This window comes from Streptomyces poriferorum (genome assembly GCF_019399235.1).
GTDB lineage: Bacteria > Actinomycetota > Actinomycetes > Streptomycetales > Streptomycetaceae > Streptomyces > Streptomyces poriferorum.
On sequence record NZ_JAELVH010000013.1, the window covers coordinates 32,372 to 54,516 of the forward strand.

Consider the following 22,145-nt stretch of genomic DNA (forward strand, 5'->3'; position numbering starts at 1 on the left):
TAGGCCCGTACGGGGACCGGTCACGCCGGACGGACACCGTGCTCCCCCGCGGAGGCCCGCACGTGCGGGCACGGACGCCGCCCGCGCACCGGCAGCCGGCGGGCCAGCGGGCGGGGGAGCGCGAAGCTGACGAAGCCCTCCGCCTGCATGGCCGCCAGGGAGATCCGGGGCAGGTCGCGGGCGGTGCGGTAGACCACGAACCGGGGCTCCCAGCGGGGCCGGAACTTGGCGTTGAACTTGTACAGGGACTCGATCTGGAACCAGCGCGACAGGAAGACCAGCAGCCCGCGCCAGACCCGCAGCACCGGCCCGGCACCCAGCTTCTCGCCGCGGGCCAGGGCGGAGCGGAACATCGCGAAGTTCAGCGAGACACGCGTGATGCCGAGCCGGGGCGCGGCCTCGAGGGAGGCGACGATCAGCAGCTCGTTCATCCCCGGGTCCGCGGCACGGTCGCGGCGCATCAGGTCGAGTGACATCCCGTCGGTGCCCCACGGGACGAAGTGGAGCACGGCCTTCAGATCGCCGTACGGGGACTCCGCGTCCTGCTCCCCGGCCTTGTGGGCGGTGGCGACGAAGCAGTCCCGGTCGGCGCCGTCGCCGATCCGGCCGAGTGCCATGGAGAAGCCGCGCTCGGTGTCCGTGCCGCGCCAGTCGGCGGCGGCCCGCCGGATGCGGGCCAGTTCGGTCTCGCCGATGTCGGCCACGCGCCGGACCCGCGTCTCGTACCCACCGCGCTCAATGCGCTTCACCATCTGGCGCACGTTGCGCATCGCGCGTCCGGCGAGCGAGAAATCCGCTACGTCCACCACCGCCTCGTCGCCGAGTTCCAGGGCGTCGAGTCCGGTCTCGCGGGTCCAGACCTCGCCGCCGGTCTCGCTGCAGCCCATCACCGCGGGGGTCCAGGAGTGCGCCCTGGCCTCGTCCATGAAGCGTTCGATGGCGCCGGGCCAGGCCTCCACGTCGCCGATCGGGTCGCCGCTGGCCAGCATCACCCCGGACACCACGCGGTAGCAGACGGCGGCCTTGCCGCTGGGGGAGAAGACCACGGCCTTGTCGCGGCGGAGCGCGAAGTGGCCCAGCGAGTCGCGACGGCCGTGCCGCTCGAGCAGGGCACGCAGCTGTGCCTCGTCGTCCTCGGTCAGACGGGCGGCCGGGTGCTCGGGCCGGAAGGCGAGGTAGATCGTGGTGACGGCGGTCAGCAGGCCGAGCGCGCCCAGCGAGTAGGCCACGGTCCAGGAGGTGTCGCCGGCGTAGTCGACCGGGCCCTCGAAGCCGAACAGCCCGTACAGCACGTGCTGGAGCCGGTCCGCGATGCTGGGGTTCCCGACCAGGCGGCCCGGGTGGACGCTCACGATGACCAGGCCGAGCCCGAGCGAACCCGCGCCGAGCAGGACGAAGTTCGCCAGTGCCCTCCAACGGCTGCGCGGGTCGGGGAGCGCGGCGAATTCACTCCGGTGGCGCACCAGCAGGTAACACAGCGCCAACGAGACGACGGCGCCCAGGACCGAGTGCCGGTAGGTGAACTGGGCCACCGCACCGGCCGGGAGCAGGACGACGGCGGCCCGCCAGGCCCGGCGCTTGTGCCGCTTCAGGCCGTGGGCCAGGAGCAGCAGCAGGACGCCCGCGCTCAGCGAGAGCGCGGCGGCGAAGGGGCCGAGGGCGCCGGGGAGGACCTCGGCGAGGGTGTGCATCCGGCTGTGCCGGAAGCGCGGGAAGACGCCCGCGGCGACGTCGATCAGGCCGACGGCGGTGCAGGCGGCGCCGACGAGTGCCGGCACGGTCTCGGGTCGCGGTCCGTGTACGAACTTGCGTACACCATTCGGAACCGATCCCGATTTATCCCCATCTAGCGTGACAGACATCGCTTCCCGTGGTTCCGCGAGAGATTCTTGGAGTCCGTCGGCCGGAGCCCTGCGGACGATGTGCGACCTCTAGGACGAGGCTTCCGGCCCGCGGGTTCACCCGGCACCCGGAAATTTCCTGACAAGAAAGTTCTACCGCCATGGGCCTTACCGGCAACGCAGTGCTGATCCTGGCGATCACGCTGGCCGTCGCGCTGTTCGCCGTCACGATCTGGTGCTGGCCGAGGCTCGCCCGGCGCAGCGTCCCCACGGTGTTCGGCAGGGTCGGGCTGTTGCTGGCGACCCAGGTGGCGGTCTTCGTCTCCGTCGGCCTGATGGCCAACAACTCGTTCCTCTTCTACGGCTCCTGGGCCGATCTGTTCGGTCAGAAGCAGGATCTGGGTGTGGTGACCGACCATGCCCAGGGGACCCTGGCGGAGAAGAACATCGTCCGGGTGGGGACGCGGCGGCCCGATGTGCCGGGGGGCTCCCGTCCCGCCTCGGCCGGGCGGATCGACAAGGTCGTGATCGCCGGGCGGAGCTCGGGGATCACGACCTCGGCCTATGTGTACCTGCCGCCGGAGTACTTCCAGGACGCGTACGCCCGGCGGAAGTTCCCGGCGGTCGTGGTGCTCACCGGCTACCCGGGCACCGCGGAGAACCTCATCAAGGGGCTCGACTACCCGAAGACATCACTCGGACGGGTGCGGGCGGGCCGCTCCCAGCCGATGATCCTGGTGATGCTGCGGCCGACCGTGGCGCCGCCGCGGGACACCGAGTGCGTGGACATAGAGGGCGGCCCGAAGACCGAGACGTTCTTCGCGGACGACCTGCAGGCCGCCGTCGCGGCGGCGTACCGGGTCGGTCGGCACGCCCGGAACTGGGGGATCATCGGCAACTCGACCGGTGGATACTGCGCCCTGAAGATCGGCCTGCACCATCCGGGACGCTTCACGGCGAGCGCGGGGCTCTCCGCGTACTACAAGGCGGCCGAGGATCCGACGACCGGTGACCTCTTCCACGGTGACCGGCGGGCGCGCGAGCGTGCCGATCTGCTGTGGTCCCTGGACCACCTGCCGCAGCCCGAATCGTCCTTCCTGGTGACGACGTCGCGCCAGGGCGAGGCGAACTACGCCGCGACGCGGAAGTTCGTGGCCAAGGTGAAGCGGCCCGCGCGGGTCTCGTCGATCGTGCTGGACAGCGGCGGGCACAACTTCAACACCTGGCGCCGGGAGATCCCCGCGGCCCTGGAGTGGATGAGCGGCCGGCTCAGCGAGAGCTGACCGCAGGCGGCGCGACGGGCCGCCTGTCCCGGCCCCCGGCTGGGTGGGGGCTGAGCGCAGGAGGTGCGCCGCCTCGGTCCCCGGCTGGGTGGGAGCTGAGACGGGAGGCGCTGCGCCGGGTCGCCTCGGTTTCCGACTCGCTGGGTGCCGAGCCGGGCGCCGGCCGCCTCGGTCCCCGGCTGGGTGGGGGCTGAGACAGGAGGTGCTGCGCCGGGCCGCCTCGGTTTCGGGCTCGGTGGGTGCCGAGCCGGGCGCCGGCCGCCTCGGTCCCCGGCTGGGTGCTGAGCCGGGTGGCGCGACGGGCCGCCTCAGTCCCCCGCGGTGTTCGCGACGACCGCCACGCTCTCGACGGCCACTTCGGCGCGCGGTACGGCCCGGTCGTCGGCGCTGATCGAGCGCCGCAGCGCCTCGTGGAGCCGGGCCGGGGTGAGCACCCCGAGGAACCGTCCCTCGCTCTGTTCGTCGATGACCGCGATCCAGCCGGCGTCGTGCTGGAGCATGGTGGCGAACGCCTGCTTGAGCGGGGCGCCGACGGGCAGCCAGGCCTCCATCCGGCGGGCGTGTTCGCGGACCGTGCCCTTGGCGCCGCTCAGTGCGTCACCCGCCGGGATCCAGCCGTGCAGCCGGCCGTCGCCGTCCAGCACCACGGCCCAGCGTGCCCCTTCCGCGCGCAGCCGCCCGGTCGCCCGGTCCAGCGGGTCGTCGAGGTGGACGACCGGCGGCCGGTCCAGGTCGCTCTCCTCCACGGGGGTGACCGAGAGCCGCTTGAGCCCGCGGTCCGCGCCGACGAAGTCGGCGACGTAGTCGGTGGCGGGGGCGCCGAGCACGGTGGCCGGTGAGTCGAACTGCTCGACCGAGCCCTGCCCGTAGACGGCGATACGGTCGCCGAGGCGGACGGCCTCCTCGATGTCGTGCGTCACGAACAGCACGGTTTTACGGACCTGGGCCTGAAGCCGCAGGAATTCGTTCTGCAGCCGTTCCCTGACGACGGGGTCGACCGCGCCGAAAGGCTCGTCCATCAGCAGCACCGGCGGGTCCGCCGCCAATGCCCGCGCCACGCCGACGCGTTGGCGCTGACCACCGGACAGCTGTTCCGGATAGCGGTCGCCATAAACGGAGGGGTCGAGTCCGACCAGGTCGAGGAGTTCCGCGGCGCGGGCCCGGCCCTTTCCCCGTTTCCAGCCGAGGAGATGGGGGACGGTCGCGGTGTTCTCCAGCACGGTCCGGTGCGGAAACAGACCGACCTGCTGGATCACATAGCCGATACGGCGCCGCAGCTGGACGGGGTCGATGGCGGATATGTCGTCCCCGTCGAGGAATATCCGGCCCTCGGTCGGTTCGATCAGCCGGTTCACCATCTTCATGGTGGTCGTCTTGCCACAGCCCGACGGCCCGACGAGCGTGACGAGTTCACCTTCGGCGACCTCGAAGGAAAGGTCGTCGACGGCGGTGGTGCCGTCCGCATACCGCTTGGTGACGTGCTCGAAACGGATCATGGTTCCCCATTGTCGCGCGTGTTCTGTGAAGGACGTGTTGCTGGAATACAACGGCCTCGGCGATTGTCAGTGGTCGAGGATAGGCTCGCCGGACATCAGTACGAGAGGCGATCGGGAGGTGGGGACGGATGGCCGGACAGAACTGCCTGGTGACGAACGACTGGATCTGCGGTGAGTATCTCCGCTCCCGCAGCCAGGAGTTGACGGATGCGACGGTGCAGCACATCTGGATCACCGCCGTCTCGGTGGCGATCGGGGTGGCCGTGGCCTTTCCGCTGGCGCTGCTCGCCCGTCGCGGTCGGCACTTCGCCGGACCCGTGCTCGGGCTGACCACGGTGCTCTACACGGTGCCGTCGCTCGCGATGTTCTCGCTCCTGCTGCCGCTGTTCGGGCTCTCCGCGGCGCTCGTCGTCACCGGGCTCGTGCTGTATTCGCTGACGATTCTCGTACGGAACATCCTGGCCGGTCTCCAGGCGGTTCCGCAGGAGGCGAAGGAAGCCGCCAGGGGCATGGGCTACGGGCCGGTGCGACTTCTGTGGGAGGTCGAACTCCCACTGGCGATGCCTGCGTTGATGGCCGGGATACGGATCGCCACGGTGTCCACGATCGCGCTGACCACCGTCGGATCGATCGTCGGCCGCGGTGGCCTGGGCAACCTCATCGAGGACGCCCTGCCGAGCTTCTTCAAGGCCCAGGTGCTGGCAGCCTCGGTGCTCTGTGTACTGCTCGCGGTGGTCGCGGATCTGCTGCTGCTCGGTGTCCAGCGGCTGCTGACCCCCTGGACCCGAATACCGGCCGCCCGTGACGCCGACGCCGTGGGCGCACCCGTTCCGGCGAAGGCGGTCTGACCGTGGGAGTTCTCGGCGAGGCCTGGACCTGGCTCACCACCGGTACCAACTGGTCGGGGGAGAGCGGGGTGGCCCACCGGCTCGGCGAGCATCTGTACGTCAGTGGGGTGGCGCTCGCCCTGTCCTGCGCCATCGCCCTGCCCATCGCCCTGTATCTGGGACACATCGGGAAGGGCGGCGCGCTCGCCGTCAACATCTCCAACGTGGGGCGGGCGATACCGGTCTTCGCGGTGCTGGCCCTCTTCATGGTCTCGCCGCTGCGCAACGCGGGATACATACCGACGATCATCGCCCTGGTGCTCTTCGCCGTGCCGCCGCTGCTGACCAACGCCTACGTCGGGATGACGGAGGTGGACCGTTCGGTGGCGGAGGCCGCGCGGGGGATGGGCATGTCGGGCGGCCAGCTCTTCCTCCGGGTCGAACTCCCGCTGGCCTACCCGATGATCATGACCGGGCTGCGTTCGGCGGCGGTGCAGGTCGTGGCCACCGCGACGATCGCCGCGATGGTCGGCCAGGGCGGTCTCGGCCGGATCATCACCGCGGGCTTCAACACGTACAACACCCCGCAGGTGGTCGCGGGCGCCCTGCTGGTCGCCGTACTGGCACTGCTGGTGGAGACGGCACTGGTCGGTGTCGACCGGCTGCTGTCACCGCTGCGCCGCCGCCGGACCGCATGAGCGTCCGGACGGCCCACTCAACCGATAACGCATATCGCATATGGCCTCGTTGCCGTGGACGGAGAACAGTATGAGCAGGACCTCGCGCCTGGCCGGTGCGGTCATCGGCATCGTCGCGCTCGCGGGCTCGCTCGCCGCCTGCGGCGGCGACAGCCTGGAGAAGGACAAGGGCGGATCCGACGCGGACAAGGGCTCGGGGAAGAAGGGCTCGCTGGTCGTCGGCGCCGCCGCCTTCACCGAGTCCAAGGTGCTCGCGGAGCTGTACGCCGGCGTTCTGTCGGAGGCCGGATACAGCACGTCGGTCACCACGGTGAAGAACCGCGAACTCTACGAACCGTCCCTGGAGAAGGGCGAGATCGACGTCGTTCCGGAATACGCGGCGACGATCGCGGAATTCCTCAACGCCAAGGTGAACGGGGCGAAGGCGGCCGGGGCGAAGCCGGTCGCCTCGGGCGACACCGCGGCCACGGTCGCCGCCCTGGAGAAGCTCGCCACTCCGCGCGGGCTGAAGGTGCTGCCGGCCGGTGCGGCCGTCGATCAGAACGCCTTCGCGGTCACCAAGGAATTCGCCGACAAGAACAAGCTCAGGACGCTCTCGGATCTCGGCGCCTCCAAGATCAAGGTGAAGATCGCGGCGGGCGACGAGTGCGAGGTGCGGCCGTTCTGCGCACCCGGGCTGAAGAAGACGTACGGCATCGACGTCACCGGCATCGACCCCAAGGGAGTCGGCACCCCGCAGTCCAAGCAGGCGGTCAAGGACGGCAAGGACCAGCTGGTCCTGACCACGACCACGGACGCGGTGCTGGACACCTTCGGTCTGGTCTTCCTGGAGGACGACAAGAAGCTGCAGAACGCGGACAACGTGCTGCCCGTCCTCAATGCCGAGGACGCGGGCGCCCAGGACATCGCGGACGCGCTCGGCAAGCTCACCGACGCGCTCACGACACAGGATCTGGCGGAACTGAACCGCAAGGTCGACGCCGAGCGCGCCAAGCCCGCCGATGTCGCCAGGGAATACCTGGAGACGAAAGGTCTGATCAAGAAGTAGCAAGGGCGGAATGAGCGATTCAGGGGCCGTCAGGTAACTGCCGGGGAACAGATTGCCGGGCGGCCCCCCAAGCGGACCGTACGCACGGTAAATTTCAGGCCATGCCACGTGGACGCCATCGTCATTCGCCACCTCTGCACAGAATCCTTCCGCCTTCGGCCGTCGCCGGAGCGGCGGTCCTCTGTGCCGCGGGAGCCTGGCTGCTCGCCGAGCCGCTGGTCCTGCGCGGACTGGTCGCCGCCGCGGCGGCCGCCGCCGTCACCGGCGCGTATCTGATGCGCAGCTGGGACCGGGAGGCGGGCCGTCGCGTCGCGGAGCTGACGCGCGCCCGCGCCGGCGACGAATGGCGTGCCGAGGAACGCGTGGCGGAGCTGGAGACCGATCTGGAGGAGTCGCGCGAACTGCGCGCCCGTCTGGAGACGAAGCTGCGTCGCAAGCGCGTGGAGCTCGCCGGGCTGCGGGGCGAGCACGCCGCGCTGCTGCGGCGGTACGCCAACGCGGAGACCGAGCGCGCCAGTGTCCTGGAGAGCCGTCGGCAGCTCGCGCTGGAGGCGTCCGCGCCGCCCCGCGAACTGCCCGCCGCGCGCAGCACGCCCACCCCGTCCGCGTATCTGCGGGCCGCTCAGGCCCTCGACGACCTCTCGCGCAACGGGGCGCTCCAGGAGGCCCGGCGCACCGCCGAGCAGGCCAGGGCGCGCGATCTCGCCGAGCGGGCCAGGGAAGCGGAGGAGCCGCAGGGGAAGCACGCGGCGGCCGCGGACCAGCGGGCAACCGCCGGGCAGGCGGGTGCCGAGCAGCACCGTCGCCCGCAGGCCGCCCTGCCCGCGAGCCGCCCGGACCGGGCGCTGCCCGCCCCGCGCGCGGTTCAGGCCGCCAGCGCGGTCGTTCCGTACGCGGCCTCGCGCCGCCATCTGGTGCCGCAGGGCAGCTTCGACTTCTTCGGTACGCAGAAGGCGCACGCCGCGATCGAGTCCGTGCAGAACGAGGACCTCGCCGACGTGGTGGGCGAGGAGGCGCTGGCCGCGCACCGCACGGGCGCGGCCGAGAACCGGGCCGTCGGCAAGGTCATCGACCTCACCGCGCACGACGAGACCGAGCAGCTGGACGTGGCGGAACTGCGGAGCGCGATCTCGTAGGACCGGGCGGCGACAGCCGGATCTCGTAGAGCCGGGCAGAGCCGGCCCGGATCTCGTAGGACCGGGCAGAGCCGGCCCGTCGGCTACTTGTCGATGTCGCCGACGACGAAGAACAGTGAACCGAGAATCGCCACCATGTCGGCGACGAGCGTGCCCGGCAGCAGTTCGGTGAGTGCCTGGATGTTGTTGAACGAGGCGGAGCGGAGCTTCAGCCGGTACGGCGTCTTCTCGCCCTTGGAGACCAGGTAGTAGCCGTTGACGCCGAGCGGGTTCTCGGTCCAGGCGTACGTGTGGCCCTCGGGGGCCTTCAGCACCTTGGGCAGCCGCTGGTTGATCGGCCCCGGCGCCAGGTCCGCCATCCGGTCCAGGCAGGCGTCCGCCAGGTCCAGCGCGTTGTGCGTCTGCTCCAGCAGGCACTCGAACCGGGCCAGGCAGTCGCCCTCGGTACGGGTGACGACCTTCAGGGTGTCCTGGAGCTCTCCGTACGCCAGATACGGCTCGTCGCGCCGCAGGTCGAAGTCGACACCCGAGGCGCGGGCGATCGGCCCGGACACCCCGTAGGCGTGCACCGCCTCCGCCGACAGGACGCCCACCCCGCGGGTACGGCCCCGGAAGATCTCGTTGCCGAGCACCAGCTTGTCGTAGACGTCCATCCGGGAACGGACCGACGCGACGGCGTCCCGGGCGCGGCCGAGCCAGCCCGCCGGGAGGTCCTCCTTGAGACCGCCGACCCGGTTGAACATGTAGTGCATCCGGCCGCCGGAGACCTCCTCCATCACGGCCTGGAGTTCCTCGCGCTCCCGGAACGCGTAGAACACCGGGGTGATCCCGCCGAGTTCCAGCGGGTACGAGCCGAGGAACATCAGGTGGTTGAGGACCCGGTTGAGCTCGGCGAGCAGGGTGCGGGTCCACACCGCGCGCTCCGGGACCTCCATGCCGAGCATTCGCTCGACGGCCATCACGACGCCCAGTTCGTTGGAGAACGCCGACAGCCAGTCGTGGCGGTTGGCGAGCATCACGATCTGCCGGTAGTCGCGGGCCTCGAAGAGCTTCTCCGCGCCGCGGTGCATATAGCCGATGACCGGTTCGGCGTGCTGGATGCGTTCGCCGTCCAGGACGATGCGCAGACGGAGCACGCCATGGGTGGAGGGGTGCTGGGGGCCGATGTTGAGCACCATGTCGGTGCTTTCCGCTGCGCCGCCGATGCCGACTGTCGTCTCCGTCATGCCGACAGTATTGCCTGCGGCCCGGCTTCCCGGGGCTCCGCCCCGGACCCCGCTCCTCAACCGCCGGAGGGGCTGGACGGGGCCCGGACACGTTGTGTCAGCCAGCCGAAGTCGCCCAGTCCGCCCCGGGCCGTGAGTTCCGCGGCCTCGCCCGCCGAGGCCAGGGCCCGCACGTAACCCGCCGGGTCACTCGACGCGAGCGACAGCGGCGGGCGTTCACCACTGATGCCCAGCTGCCGCAGCGCTTCGCGCTGCGTGCGGATCTCCGCGCCCGGCCCGCCCGCCGCCGCGCACGCGTCCAGGGCCACGTGCGAGGTGAGGTCGCAGCTGCCGTCCGGCACCGGCGGCACCTCGCGCCCCGCCCGGAAGCCGGTCAGCGTGCCGAACGGCGGCCGCTCCTCCCGTCCGTGGCAGTAGTCCACCGCCACCGCGAGCCCGCCGGACAGTGCGGCCACCGCGTCCGCCCACGCCTCGTCGCGCGGGCGGCCGATCTCCGCCCGGCTGCCCGGCCCCGCCGAGGGCCACCAGCGGCGCAGCCACTCCGCGTCCGCCCCGCTCACCGGTTCGCCCAGCCGCTCCGCACCGTCCGCCGTCCGCACCAGGACGTACCGCTCGACGCCGTCCGGGTCCGTCTCGGCGACCGGCACCGGCACGTTGTCCAGCCACTCGTTGGCGAACAGCAGCCCGCGCACTCCCTGCGGCGGCTTCGCGCGCCACTGGATCCGCGGGTCCAGGCCGTGCGGACGGACTGCGAGCTCCACGGCGTACGCCCGTACCGTGAGGCCGTCCCCGCCTTCGGCCGGCAGCGCGGCGAGCACGCCCGTCAACAGCTCTCCGCGCCCCGCCCCCAGATCCACCAGGTCCACACACGAGGTCCGCAGTTCCCCGGCCGTCCTGACCAGCAGCCGGGCGACGGCCGCGGCGAACAGCGGGGAGGCGTGCACCGACGTGCGGAAATGCCCCGCAGGCCCCTCCTGGCTCCGGTAGAACCCCCCGTCCCCGTACAAAGCGGTCTCGGCCGCCTCCTGCCACCCACGCCACTCATCCGTCACGTTCCCAAGTCTCCACCTTGGGGAGTACGGTCTCCGGACCTGGATCGGCCCTTCGGCTGACCCGTCCCCCCTCGCCCTTCCCTACGCTGGGTTACGTGCAGCGCCTCTACGACTTCATCCGCAGACACCCGACGGGCGTCGACAGCTTCTGGGCTGTCTTCCTCCTCGGGCTCTCCGGCATGACGATCGTGGTCGGCGACGTCGGGCTCGGCGGCCGCGCGGAGCGCATCGCAGCCGTGCCGGTCGTCGTCGGCCTCTGCGTCGTCGTGGCGCTGCGCCGGCGCGCACCCGAGAAGATGCTGCTGCTCGCCATCGCGATGGGCGTGGCCCAGCTGGCGTTCGGGGTCAGACCGACCGTCGCCAACTTCGCCATGCTGGTGATCACCTTCACCGTGGCCACCGTCGGCGAACGCTGGGCCTCCCGGCTCGCCCTGGCGTGCAGTCTGTGCGCGGCCACGCTCTCCCAGCTCCGCTGGCCGGAGCGGGAGGACATGCCGCGCAGCTGGGTGGAGTCGGTCTTCCTCGTCGTCGTGATGACGGTGCCGTTCGTGCTGGCCTGGGTGCTCGGCGACTCGATGCGGACCCGGCGGGCCTATTTCGACCAGCTGGAGGAGCGCGCGGCCCGGTTGGAGCGGGAGCGCGAGGCGCAGTCGAAGGTAGCGGTGGCGGCCGAGCGTGCCCGTATCGCCCGCGAGCTCCACGACGTCGTCGCGCACAACGTCTCGGTGATGGTGGTGCAGGCGGACGGTGCCGCCTATGTGATGGACGCGGCCCCCGACCAGGCCCGGCAGGCGCTGGAGACGATCTCCAGCACCGGCCGGCAGGCGCTCGCGGAGATGCGCCGGCTGCTGGGCGTGCTGCGCACGGGCGACGCCCCGGAGACGGGGGAGTACGTCCCGCAGCCGGACGTCGAGCAGATCGAGGATCTGATCGAGAAGGTCAGAGCGGCCGGTCTGGCCGTCGACTTCAGGGTCGAGGGCACCCCGCGCTCGCTGCCCAGCGGAGTCGAGCTGACGGCGTACCGCATCGTGCAGGAGGCGCTGACCAACACACGCAAGCACGGCGGTCCGAACGCCGGGGCCAGTGTGCGGCTGGTCTACTTCGACGACGGGCTCGGCCTGCTGGTGGAGGACGACGGCCGGGGCGCGGCGCACGAACTGTACGAGGACGGCGGCGCCGACGGCGCCGGCCACGGCATGATCGGTATGCGCGAACGGGTCGGCATGGTCGGCGGCACACTGGATGCCGGACCGCGCCCCGGCGGCGGATTCCGGATCAGCGCGCTGCTGCCGCTCAAGGCCGCGAACTAGGGCCTTCCGGGACCTCCGGGGCCTTCGGGACCCCCGGGTCTGCCGATACGCCGGAACCGACCGCAGGACGAACAGGAGACAGGGACCCATGGCGATCCGCGTGATGCTCGTCGACGACCAGGCGCTGCTGCGTACAGGCTTCCGGATGGTGCTCGCCGCGCAGCCGGACATGGAGGTCGTCGCCGAGGCCGGCGACGGCGCGGAGGCGATCGAGAACCTCCGCGCCACCGCCGTCGACGTGGTGCTCATGGATGTGCGGATGCCCCGGCTGGACGGGGTCGAGGCCACCCGCCGCATCTGCGCGCAGCCCGATGCGCCCAAGGTGCTCATCCTGACGACGTTCGACCTCGACGAGTACGCCTTCTCGGGGCTGAAGGCAGGGGCCAGCGGCTTCATGCTCAAGGACGTGCCGCCCGGCGAACTGCTGGCCGCGATCCGTTCCGTGCACAGCGGCGATGCCGTCGTCGCCCCGTCCACCACCCGCCGGCTGCTCGACCGTTTCTCGCCGATGCTGCCCAGCAGCACGGCCGAGCCGCAGCACAAGGACGTCGCCAAGCTCACCGAACGCGAACGCGAGGTGATGCTGCTGGTCGCCCAGGGCCTGTCGAACGGCGAGATCGCGGGGCGGCTGGTGCTCTCCGAGGCGACCGTGAAGACGCATGTCGGCCGGATCCTGACCAAGCTGGGCCTGCGCGACCGGGTGCAGGTCGTGGTCCTCGCCTACGAGACCGGGCTGGTGCGCGCCGGAGGCGGGGCGGGCTGACCGATGGGCGCGCTCCTCTGGATCAACGGCCCGTTCGGCGGCGGAAAGACACAGACGGCGTACGAGCTCCGGCGACGGCTGCCCGGAAGCGTGGTCTGCGATCCGGAGCACGTCGGCTTCGGACTGCACCGGACACTGCCGCCCGCGCTGCGCGGCGACTTCCAGGACCTGCCGGCCTGGCGGCAGGGGGTGCACGACATGCTCGCTCTCGCCCTGAGCGGGCATCCCGGCACGGTCATCGCCCCGATGACCCTGGTCGACCCCGGCTACTTCGCGGAGATCGTCGGGCGGCTGCGCGAGGACGGGCGGACGGTGCATCACTTCGCCCTGCTCGCCGAGCGCGAGACGGTGCTGGGGCGGCTGCGGGAACGCGGCCTCGGGCGCGGACTCAAGCGTGAGAGCTTCGCCGTCGCGAAGCTGGACCACTGCCTGGAGCGGCTCGAAGCCCCGGAGTTCGCCGAGCAGATCCGGACCGACCGACTGACGGTCCCGCAGGTCGCCGACCGGATCGCCGCGTCGGCGGGCCTCACCCTGCTGCCGGACACGGACAGCGCGCTGCGGCACCGGGTGCGGCGGGCCTGGACGGGGATCCGGCACATCCGGTTCGACTGAGACGGGCGTCCGGCACCGCCCCGGGCTCAGCGCAGGATCCCCTCCAGGAAGTCGCTGCCGAGCCGCGCCACCACGGTCAGGTCCAGCTGGTGCAGTACGTACCGGCCGCGGCGTCGCGTCGTGACCAGGCCCGCCTTCTTGAGGACGGTGAGATGGCGGGAGACCTCGGGGGCGGTGATCCCGTTCGTGTCGGCGAGTTCGCCGGTCGTGTACGGCGAGCGGGCGATGTTGCGGCACAGACGCATCCGCAGCGGGTGGGCCAGGGCCTCCATGCGGAGCTGGAGCAGTTCCACCGAGGCGGGCGAGGGCAGCTCGGGCCGGTGCACGGGGTAGTGGATCACCGGGCGCCAGCCCGGGGCGTGCAGCACCATCAGATGCGGCCAGCCGAGGCTGGTCGGGATGAGGGTGAGTCCGGCGCCGACGGCGGGGTCGGTGGCGTCGGTCGAGCCCTCGGTCAGCTTGTCGACGCTGATCCGCGCACCGTCCTCGTCGACGGAGAGGGCGGGCGAGACGGCCCGCACGGCCTCGGCGGTCCCCTTGTGCCGCAGCAGATCCGTCTTGTGCCGTGCGTCGGCCACCAGCGGGACCCGCACCCGCTGCCAGGTGTCCGCGAAGAACGCCTGGTCGCAGTCCTCGAAGAGGCGCCGGATCCAGCGGCGTACCGGGGCGGGGTCGGCCAGCAGCCGCTGGGTGAACTCCACCTGCTGCGGGCCGCGCGCCGCCGCCATGTCCAGGGCCCGGGCCCGCATGCCGGGATCGCGGAGCGGGGAGGCCGCGCCGGTCCCGTACAGGTTCGCGCAGGTGAACTCCAGGGCCGCGGACACGAACCGCTCGTCGTCCAGCCGGTCCAGGATGTCCAGGTCCTCGGCGAGGTCGGCGCCCGTCCTGCCGTTGCCGCCGATGACACCGGCGAAGGGCATGAAGATGTCCGAGAACGTGTTCCGCCACAGGAAGTCCGCTTCGTGCAGCCGGTCGGCCAGGTCCGGTTCCAGGGACGTGGTGGTGGCCGTCGCCCAGCCGTGCATCCCGGGGTGGTGCCCCGGCTCGGAGAGCGCGTGCAGGGCGACCCCCAGCTCGACGAGGGGCGAGGTCTCGAAGACGACGTGCCGGGGGTCGAGGCCCGCGATGCCGATGGTTACGCTCACCCGTCCATGGTGCGGGGTGAGCGGGACGGTCCGGACCCCGATTGACGGCCGGCGTCAATCGGCGGCCCGCCGGGCGTGCCTCACTGCTCCCGCGCCACCCGCTCCAGGAACTCCGCCGCCGCCGCGCGGACGTCGGCGGCCGTCCACTCCAGCCCCGCCTCCGACACCGTGACCTCGGTGAACGACACCCCGGGCGGGCCCGTGGCAGCCGGGTGCCACAGGCGGAAGAGGGCCACGCCCGTCTCCTCCACCTGGCGCAGCGACGCCTCCTCCAGCACGTCCGCCGGGTAGGGCAGCCAGACCTGGAACTGGTGGGTGTGCGGTGGTTCCGGATGCACCCGGAACCACCCGGCACCGGCCTCGGTGAACCCCTCGGCCAGTGCCGCCGCGACCACCTTCGCCTGGGCCACGTACGACGGCAGCTTCGGCAGCTCCCGGTCCAGGCCGATCAGCGCGGCGATGGCCGCCGGGTACTGCTGGAAGAGCTGGCCGCCGTACCGGTGCCGCCAGGTCCGGGCCTCCTCGATCAGCGAGGCGGAGCCTGCGAGCGCCGCCCCGGAGATTCCGCCGAGGGTCTTGTAGAACGACACGTACACACTGTCGGCGAGCGCCGCGATCTCCGGCAGTTCCCGCCCGAAGCGGTCGGCGCACTCCCACAGCCGCGCCCCGTCGAAGTGGACGACCGCGTCGCGTTCGCGTGCCGCCGCCACCACGGCCTCCAGCTCCTCCCACGTGGGCAGGACGAAGCCCGCGTCGCGCAGCGGCAGCTCCAGCATCAGGGTGCCGAACGGCTCGGCGAAGTCGCGGATCTCGTCCGCCGTGGGCAGCCGTGGCTCGTTCGTCGGGTGGACCGTACGCAGCCCGCTGACCGAGGACAGGGCGCCGCGCTCGTGCACCTCGGGGTGGGCGAGCGGGTGCAGGGCCACCGCCGGGTTGCCGGTGCGCCCGGCCCAGCAGCGCAGCGCGACCTGCTGCGCCATCGTCCCGGTCGGGAAGAACGCGGCGGCCTCGGTGCCCAGCAGTCCGGCGATCCGCCGCTCCAGCTCGGCGACGACGCCGTTGCCGTAGATGTCGGCGGGCCGGTCGAGATCGGTGACCGTGGCCGCGCCCGCCGTCAGCGACGCCAGCTGTTCGCCGAGCGGGCGGTCCAGCGGCGACCGGGACAGGAGCCTTCGGGCCTGCCGCCACGCGGCGGTGCGGCGCAGCCGCTGCGGGTCGGGCTCCTCGTCCCCGTATCCGCGGGGGGTCCGCGGCCCGTCCGTCGCCTCGTCGTGCACCTGCTCGTCTCTGTCTGCCATGGGACGATCATCACGCAGAACGCAGCCCCTGCCCACAGGATATGGACGCCGCGTCCCGCCGTGGCCGGGACTGTCCACAGCCTGTGGACAGCCGGAGGTCCGGGCGATGTGCTGGCGTAGCATGCAGAGGAATCGTCCGGTACCCCCCGCGGACTGGAACGGAAGGCCACCGCCGAGTGAATACAATGAATCCCCAGGAGCCCCTCGACGCGAGGGACCGTCCCGCCCGGCTCACCGTCGGCGTCGTGGGCGCGGGCCGCGTCGGCCCCGCTCTCGCCGCCTCCCTGGCGCTGGCCGGGCACCGCCCGGTCGCCGTGTCGGGCGTCTCCGACGCCTCGGTGCGCCGCGCCGCCACCCTGCTTCCCGATGTCCCGCTGGTACCGCCCGCCGAGGTCCTCGCGCGCGCGGAACTGGTCCTGCTGACGGTCCCCGACGACGCCCTGCCGGGGCTCGTCGAGGGCCTCGCCGAGACCGGTGCGGTCCGCCCCGGCCAGCTGATCGTCCACACCTCGGGGCGGTACGGGACGAAGGTGCTGGATCCCGCGCTGCGGGCCGGCGCCCTGCCGTTGGCCCTGCACCCGGCGATGACGTTCACCGGCACCTCCGTGGACGTCCAGCGGCTGGCCGGCTGCTCCTTCGGGGTCACCGCCCCCGAGCAGCTGCGGCTCGCCGCCGAGGCGCTGGTCATCGAGATGGGCGGCGAGCCCGAGTGGATCGCCGAGGAGTCCCGCCCGCTCTACCACGCGGCGCTCGCCCTCGGCGCGAACCACCTGGTCACCCTGGTCGCCCAGTCGATGGAGCTGCTGCGCACGGCGGGGGTCACCGCCCCCGACCGGATGCTCGGCCCGCTCCTCGGCGCCGCCCTGGACAACGCCCTGCGCTCCGGTGACGCCGCCCTGACCGGCCCGGTCGCCCGCGGCGACGCGGGCACGGTCGCCGCGCACATCGGCGAGCTGCGCACCCACGCCCCGCGGACGGTGGCCGGTTACGTCGCGATGGCCCGCGCCACCGCCGACCGCGCGCTCTCCCACGGCATGCTCAAGCCGGAGCTGGCCGAGGACCTGCTCGACGTCCTGGCCGACGGCTCGGGCGCCCCCGGCAGCGCCGGAACCGGACCGGAGGAGTCCCGATGACCGCATCCGCCGCCACGCTGCTGCGTACCGCCGCCGAACTGGCGGGTTACGCCCCCGAAGGGGACCGGGCCGAGCGTGCCGTCGTCATGACGATGGGCGCCCTGCACGAGGGGCACGCCTCCCTTATCCAAACCGCGCGTGCGGTTGTCGGAGCGGGCGGCCAGGTCGTCGTCACCGTCTTCGTCAACCCGCTCCAGTTCGGTGAGAGCGCCGACCTGGACCGCTACCCGCGCACCCTGGACGCGGATCTCGCCGTGGCCGGCGGGGCCGGCGCCGACGTGGTCTTCGCGCCGTCCGTCGACGAGGTCTACCCCGGCGGCGAACCCCAGGTCCGGATCTCCGCGGGCCCGATGGGCGAGCGACTCGAAGGCGCCTCCCGCCCCGGACACTTCGACGGCATGCTCACGGTCGTCGCCAAGCTGCTCCACCTGACCCGCCCCGATGTCGCGTTCTTCGGGCAGAAGGACGCCCAGCAGCTGGCGCTGATCCGCCGCATGGTGCGCGATCTGAACTTCCCCGTGGAGATCGTGGGCGTGGAGACGGCCCGGGAGGCCGACGGCCTCGCGCTCTCCAGCCGCAACCGCTTCCTCGACGCGTACGAGCGCCACACCGCGCTCGCCCTGTCACGGGCCCTGTTCGCGGCCCGTGACCGGCTCGCCGCCCAGCAGGCGCTGCACGCCCGCGCGCAGACGACGGGTGCGACGGAGGGCCGGGCCGCCGGGCTCAACCGGCTCGGCGAGGCCAGGCTGGCGGCCGACGCCCAGGCCGTCGCCCGGGCGAGGCCGGACGGGGGACCCGCCGCCGTGCGCGCCGCAGCCCGCGCGATCCTGGAAGACGCGTCGGCCGAGCAGCCTCCGCTCGCCCTCGACTATCTGGCACTCGTGGACCCGGCGGACTTCACAGAGATCCCCGACGACCGCACCGCGGGCGACGCGATCCTCGCCGTCGCCGCACGGGTGGGCACCACCCGCCTCATCGACAACATCCCGCTGACCTTCGGAGCCACCGCGTGACCGGAATACGGCTGACCGCCCCCGCCCCTGGCTGGTCCATCGACGCCGACGTCGTGGTGGTCGGCTCCGGTGTGGCCGGACTCACCACCGCGCTGCGCTGCGCCGCCGCGGGCCTCTCCACCGTCGTCGTCACCAAGGCCCGCCTCGACGACGGCTCCACCCGCTGGGCCCAGGGCGGCGTCGCCGCCGCCCTGGGAGAGGGGGACACTCCGGAACAGCATCTGGACGACACCCTGGTCGCGGGCGCCGGCCTGTGCGACGAGGCGGCGGTCCGCACCCTCGTCACCGAGGGCCCCGACGCCGTACGCCGGCTGATCGGCACCGGCGCCCACTTCGACACCGCGGACGACGGCACCATCGCGCTGGGCCGCGAGGGCGGCCACCACCGCCGTCGCATCGCCCACGCGGGCGGCGACGCGACGGGCGCGGAGATCTCCCGCGCCCTGGTCGAAGCGGTCCGCGAAGCCGCCCTGCACACCGTCGAGAACGCCCTCGTGCTCGACCTGCTCACCGACGCCGAAGGCCGCACCGCGGGCGTCACCCTGCACGTCATGGGCGAGGGCCAGCACGACGGGGTCGGCGCGGTCCACGCCCCCGCGGTCATCCTCGCCACCGGCGGCATGGGCCAGGTCTTCTCCGCCACCACCAATCCGCCGGTCGCCACCGGCGACGGCGTGGCACTCGCGCTGCGGGCGGGCGCGGAGGTCTCGGACCTCGAATTCGTCCAGTTCCACCCCACGGTCCTCTTCCTCGGCGCCGGTGCCGAGGGCCAGCAGCCGCTCGTCTCGGAAGCGGTACGGGGCGAGGGCGCCCATCTCGTCGACGCACACGGCACGCGCTTCATGCTCGGGCAGCACGAGCTGGCCGAGCTCGCCCCGCGCGACATCGTCGCCAAGGCCATCACCCGCCAGATGCAGCTGCACGGCACCGAGCACATGTACCTCGACGCCCGCCACTTCGGCGCCAAGATGTGGGAGCAGCACTTCCCCACCATCCTGGCGGCCTGCCGGACCCATGGCATCGACCCGGTCACCGAGCCGATCCCGGTCGCCCCGGCCGCGCACCACGCCTCCGGCGGCATCCGCACCGACCTGCGGGGACGTACGACCGTGCCCGGTCTGTACGCCTGCGGCGAGGTCGCCTGCACCGGGGTGCACGGCGCGAACCGGCTGGCGTCCAACTCGCTCCTGGAAGGCCTCGTCTTCGCCGAGCGCATCGCGGCCGACATCGTCGCCGACCGGCCCCGGTCCGCCGCCGCCACCGTCGCCGTCGCCGACGACCCCGCGCCCTCCCCGCTGCTGCCTCCCGAGGCCCGGAGCACGATCCAGCGCATCATGACCCGCGGTGCCGGCGTCGTGCGTTCCGCCGACAGCCTCGCCCGGGCCGCCGAGGAGCTGGAGGACCTGCACCGCAGCGCGTTCCTGAAGGCCGGGGCCGCCGAGCCGAAGGACGCGGTGCCCGGGGTCGAGGCCTGGGAGGTCACCAACCTGCTCCTCGTCTCCCGGGTCCTGGTCGCCGCCGCCCGGCAGCGCGAGGAGACCCGCGGCTGCCACTGGCGCGAGGACCGGCCCGAGCGCGACGACGAGAACTGGCGCCGCCACCTCGTCGTGAGGCTCACCCCGGACCGGCAGCTCGTCCTCCGTCGGACGGATACCGAGGCGTTCGGGCCCGTACAGCCGTCCGGGGCAGCAGACTGCGCAGCGACAGGCACCACCCACCCCACTCCCGAGGAGCCGTAACCGTGAGCACGCCCGAAGAGAATCCGCGCCCCACACCCGTGGACGTACCGCTGATCCAGATCGGCGCGCCCGCATCCGCCGCGGGCGGCTGCGGTGACGGCTGCGGCTGTGGCGGGGAGGACGGCTACGACCTGGACGCCCTGGAGTGCGGCCTGGACCCCGCGCTCGCACAGCTCCTCGCCGACGCCGGCCTGGACCCGGTCACCGTCGAGGACGTCGCGCACGTCGCCATCGAGGAGGACCTCGACGGCGGAGTGGACGTCACGACCGTCGCCACCGTCCCCGAGGACGCGGTGGCCACCGGTGACTTCACCGCCCGTGAGGCAGGCGTCGTGGCCGGTCTGCGGGTCGCCGAGGCCGTGCTCTCCATCGTCTGTACGGACGAGTTCGAGGTCGAGCGGCACGTCGAGGACGGCGACCGCGTCGCCCCCGGCCAGAAGCTGCTGACCGTCACCACCCGCACCCGTGACCTGCTCACCGGGGAGCGCAGCGCGCTCAACCTGCTGTGCCGGCTCTCCGGCATCGCCACCGCCACCCGCGCCTGGGCCGACGTGCTGGAGGGCACGAAGGCCGAGGTCCGCGACACCCGCAAGACGACTCCGGGCCTGCGCGCCCTGGAGAAGTACGCGGTGCGCTGCGGCGGCGGCGTCAACCACCGCATGTCGCTGTCCGACGCCGCACTGGTCAAGGACAACCACGTGATCGCGGCGGGCGGGGTCGCCGAGGCGTTCAAGCGGGTCAGGGAGGAGTTCCCGGACCTTGCGATCGAGGTCGAGGTCGACACGATGGAGCAGGTCACCGAGGTCCTGGACGCCGGTGCCGATCTGATCCTGCTGGACAACTTCACCCCGTCGCAGACCGCCGAAGCGGTCGAGCTGGTCGGCGGCCGCGCGATCCTGGAGTCCTCGGGCCGGCTGTCCCTGGAATCCGCCCGCGCTTACGCGGAGGCCGGTGTGGACTACCTGGCCGTCGGCGCGCTCACCCACTCCTCGCCGATCCTCGATATCGGCCTGGACTTCCGCGACACCGACGGGGCCGGCGTCTGATGCTGCTCACCATCGACGTCGGCAACACCCACACGGTCCTCGGGCTGTTCGACGGTGAGGAAATCGTCGAGCACTGGCGCATCTCCACCGACTCCCGCCGCACCGCGGACGAGCTCGCGGTGCTGCTCCAGGGCCTGATGGGCATGCACCCGCTGCTGGGCATGGAGCTGGGCGACGGCATCGAGGGCATCGCGATCTGCTCCACCGTTCCGGCCGTCCTGCACGAACTGCGCGAGGTGACCCGCCGCTACTACGGCGACGTCCCCGCCGTCCTCGTCGAGCCGGGCATCAAGACCGGTGTGCCGATCCTGATGGACAACCCGAAGGAGGTCGGCGCGGACCGCATCATCAACGCGGTCGCCGCCGTCGACCTGTACGGCGGCCCGGCGATCGTCGTCGACTTCGGCACCGCCACCACCTTCGACGCGGTCTCCGCCCGAGGCGAGTACACCGGCGGCGTCATCGCGCCCGGCATCGAGATCTCGGTCGAGGCGCTCGGGGTGAAGGGCGCCCAGCTGCGCAAGATCGAGCTGGCCCGGCCGCGCAGCGTGATCGGGAAGAACACCGTCGAGGCCATGCAGGCGGGCATCATCTACGGCTTCGCCGGCCAGGTCGACGGTGTCGTCGGACGCATGAAGAAGGAGCTGGCCGCCGACCCCGACGACGTCACCGTCATCGCGACGGGTGGCCTTGCTCCGATGGTGCTGGGCGAGTCCTCCGTCATCGACGAGCACGAGCCCTGGCTCACTCTCATCGGACTGCGGTTGGTGTACGAGCGCAACGTGGCGCGCCTGTAGTGCCCGTCCGGGCAAGCCTTGCCCCGTCGCGGCACGCGGCCCTGACCGGGGGGTTCCCGGCGCGGTGGCCCACCGGAGCCGCCGCGCCGCCGACGGCCAGTTAAACGGATTTTGTCCATTTAGCACGTATTGTCGCGCTATGCCCACGCCCTACGGATCACGCGGCGGTATGGCGTTCAGCGCGGACGAGCTGCGAGTGCTCCGCCGTGCCCTCGCCATCGCCCTCCACCCCGCGCCCCTGCCCGACGAGGACGTCCAGGACTGCCTGCGGCTAGCGGGCGCCGTCGACGAGGCGGTCGGTGAGGCCGGACGACTGCGCGCCTTCCTCCTCGCCGACCTCGTCCGCTACCGAAACGCCCTCCCCGGCTCCCTCAGCGGTTACCTGGAGCGCCTCCAGGACGCCCTGGCCGCCGGGTACGACCCCCGCCCCGAGGATCTCGCCGCCCTGCGCGCCCTGCGTGGCGGGCCGGTCGCCGCGGCGCTCCTGGAGCGGTGTCAGGTGCTCGCCGAGCGTTCCGTGCGGGCCCGTCTCGCCGGACGTGCGGTCCCCGCCACGGCGCCCGCGCCGCGCAGCCGGCTGCTCGCGCTGCCCGGCGGCCGTGCCGCGGAGCCCGAGAAGCCGAAGGCCCCGGCGGCCCCGGCCCGTCCGGCCGTGCCGTCCGATCGTCCGGCGCCCAAGCCC

General features: G+C 72.4%; 20 protein-coding genes. 14 read left to right on the forward strand and 6 right to left on the reverse strand.

Annotation, left to right across the window (positions count from 1 at the left end):
• Nucleotides 1-20 precede the first annotated feature (20 nt).
• Entirely contained in the window at nucleotides 21-1,862 is a 1,842-nt protein-coding gene (locus tag JGS39_RS04220) for a phosphatidylglycerol lysyltransferase domain-containing protein (protein WP_219567340.1), read from the reverse strand.
• 140 nt (nucleotides 1,863-2,002) lie between these two features.
• Here JGS39_RS04220 and JGS39_RS04225 point away from each other — a divergent pair, with 140 nt between their 5' ends.
• Nucleotides 2,003-3,124, forward strand: coding sequence for an alpha/beta hydrolase (locus JGS39_RS04225; RefSeq protein ID WP_219567342.1), 1,122 nt, complete (start codon nucleotides 2,003-2,005; stop codon nucleotides 3,122-3,124).
• A 308-nt stretch (nucleotides 3,125-3,432) separates the two neighbouring features.
• On the opposite strand, the gene JGS39_RS04230 is transcribed toward JGS39_RS04225, so the two are convergent.
• Nucleotides 3,433-4,620 (reverse strand): betaine/proline/choline family ABC transporter ATP-binding protein, encoded by a 1,188-nt coding sequence (locus JGS39_RS04230; protein WP_219567344.1) that lies wholly within the window; start codon nucleotides 4,618-4,620, stop codon nucleotides 3,433-3,435.
• A gap of 128 nt (nucleotides 4,621-4,748) precedes the next feature.
• Here JGS39_RS04230 and JGS39_RS04235 point away from each other — a divergent pair, with 128 nt between their 5' ends.
• From JGS39_RS04235 to JGS39_RS04250, 4 genes are all read left to right on the forward strand, one after another.
• Nucleotides 4,749-5,468 (forward strand): ABC transporter permease, encoded by a 720-nt coding sequence (locus tag JGS39_RS04235; protein WP_219567346.1) that lies wholly within the window; start codon nucleotides 4,749-4,751, stop codon nucleotides 5,466-5,468.
• A 2-nt stretch (nucleotides 5,469-5,470) separates the two neighbouring features.
• A complete protein-coding gene (locus tag JGS39_RS04240; protein ID WP_219567347.1) occupies nucleotides 5,471-6,145 on the forward strand; it encodes an ABC transporter permease in 675 nt (224 codons plus the stop codon).
• A gap of 70 nt (nucleotides 6,146-6,215) precedes the next feature.
• Nucleotides 6,216-7,193, forward strand: a complete 978-nt coding sequence (locus JGS39_RS04245) for an ABC transporter substrate-binding protein (protein ID WP_219567348.1) — start codon at nucleotides 6,216-6,218, stop codon at nucleotides 7,191-7,193.
• 101 nt (nucleotides 7,194-7,294) lie between these two features.
• On the forward strand, nucleotides 7,295-8,329 hold the full coding sequence (locus tag JGS39_RS04250) for a hypothetical protein (protein ID WP_219567350.1): 1,035 nt from the start codon (nucleotides 7,295-7,297) through the stop codon (nucleotides 8,327-8,329).
• An 83-nt stretch (nucleotides 8,330-8,412) separates the two neighbouring features.
• Here the strand turns inward: JGS39_RS04250 and JGS39_RS04255 are convergent, their stop codons facing one another.
• Together JGS39_RS04255 and JGS39_RS04260 are read right to left on the reverse strand one after the other, a co-directional pair.
• Nucleotides 8,413-9,555, reverse strand: a complete 1,143-nt coding sequence (locus tag JGS39_RS04255; RefSeq protein WP_219567351.1) for an NADH-quinone oxidoreductase subunit D — start codon at nucleotides 9,553-9,555, stop codon at nucleotides 8,413-8,415.
• A gap of 56 nt (nucleotides 9,556-9,611) precedes the next feature.
• Nucleotides 9,612-10,607 (reverse strand): SAM-dependent methyltransferase, encoded by a 996-nt coding sequence (locus JGS39_RS04260; RefSeq protein ID WP_219567353.1) that lies wholly within the window; start codon nucleotides 10,605-10,607, stop codon nucleotides 9,612-9,614.
• Nucleotides 10,608-10,702: 95 nt separating this feature from the next.
• Here JGS39_RS04260 and JGS39_RS04265 point away from each other — a divergent pair, with 95 nt between their 5' ends.
• The 3 genes from JGS39_RS04265 to JGS39_RS04275 all read left to right on the forward strand — a co-directional run bounded on the left by JGS39_RS04265 (nucleotide 10,703) and on the right by JGS39_RS04275 (nucleotide 13,292).
• Nucleotides 10,703-11,917 carry a sensor histidine kinase gene (locus JGS39_RS04265; protein WP_219567355.1) on the forward strand — a complete coding sequence of 405 codons (1,215 nt, stop codon included), beginning with the start codon at nucleotides 10,703-10,705 and terminating at the stop codon, nucleotides 11,915-11,917.
• A gap of 88 nt (nucleotides 11,918-12,005) precedes the next feature.
• Entirely contained in the window at nucleotides 12,006-12,680 is a 675-nt protein-coding gene (locus tag JGS39_RS04270) for a response regulator (protein ID WP_148020011.1), read from the forward strand.
• Nucleotides 12,681-12,683: 3 nt separating this feature from the next.
• Nucleotides 12,684-13,292: an AAA family ATPase gene (locus JGS39_RS04275; protein WP_219567357.1), complete on the forward strand. Its 609-nt coding sequence runs from the start codon at nucleotides 12,684-12,686 to the stop codon at nucleotides 13,290-13,292.
• A 26-nt stretch (nucleotides 13,293-13,318) separates the two neighbouring features.
• Here JGS39_RS04275 and JGS39_RS04280 read toward each other — a convergent pair whose 3' ends face one another.
• Both JGS39_RS04280 and JGS39_RS04285 read right to left on the reverse strand, forming a co-directional pair.
• Complete coding sequence (locus JGS39_RS04280) at nucleotides 13,319-14,437, reverse strand: DUF5937 family protein (RefSeq protein WP_219567358.1); 1,119 nt, start codon at nucleotides 14,435-14,437, stop codon at nucleotides 13,319-13,321.
• Nucleotides 14,438-14,517: 80 nt separating this feature from the next.
• Nucleotides 14,518-15,735, reverse strand: coding sequence for a threonine aldolase family protein (locus JGS39_RS04285; protein WP_219567359.1), 1,218 nt, complete (start codon nucleotides 15,733-15,735; stop codon nucleotides 14,518-14,520).
• A gap of 185 nt (nucleotides 15,736-15,920) precedes the next feature.
• Between JGS39_RS04285 and JGS39_RS04290 the strand changes: the two genes are divergently transcribed.
• The 6 genes from JGS39_RS04290 to JGS39_RS04315 all read left to right on the forward strand — a co-directional run.
• Nucleotides 15,921-16,868 carry a Rossmann-like and DUF2520 domain-containing protein gene (locus tag JGS39_RS04290; protein WP_236063279.1) on the forward strand — a complete coding sequence of 316 codons (948 nt, stop codon included), beginning with the start codon at nucleotides 15,921-15,923 and terminating at the stop codon, nucleotides 16,866-16,868.
• Nucleotides 16,865-17,881 carry a pantoate--beta-alanine ligase gene (gene panC / locus JGS39_RS04295; RefSeq protein ID WP_219567361.1) on the forward strand — a complete coding sequence of 339 codons (1,017 nt, stop codon included), beginning with the start codon at nucleotides 16,865-16,867 and terminating at the stop codon, nucleotides 17,879-17,881. Before JGS39_RS04290 ends, panC begins: the two co-directional genes overlap by 4 nt.
• The gene (locus JGS39_RS04300) at nucleotides 17,878-19,620 is read left to right on the forward strand and encodes an L-aspartate oxidase (protein ID WP_219567362.1); all 1,743 of its coding nucleotides are present in this window, start codon (nucleotides 17,878-17,880) and stop codon (nucleotides 19,618-19,620) included. Before panC ends, JGS39_RS04300 begins: the two co-directional genes overlap by 4 nt.
• 2 nt (nucleotides 19,621-19,622) lie before the next feature.
• Entirely contained in the window at nucleotides 19,623-20,666 is a 1,044-nt protein-coding gene (gene nadC, locus JGS39_RS04305) for a carboxylating nicotinate-nucleotide diphosphorylase (protein ID WP_219567363.1), read from the forward strand.
• Nucleotides 20,666-21,463: a type III pantothenate kinase gene (locus JGS39_RS04310; RefSeq protein ID WP_219567364.1), complete on the forward strand. Its 798-nt coding sequence runs from the start codon at nucleotides 20,666-20,668 to the stop codon at nucleotides 21,461-21,463. The genes nadC and JGS39_RS04310 overlap by 1 nt, the downstream gene beginning before the upstream one ends.
• Nucleotides 21,464-21,632: 169 nt before the next feature.
• A partial coding sequence (locus tag JGS39_RS04315; RefSeq protein WP_219567366.1) for a hypothetical protein occupies nucleotides 21,633-22,145 on the forward strand: 513 nt, incomplete at its 3' end.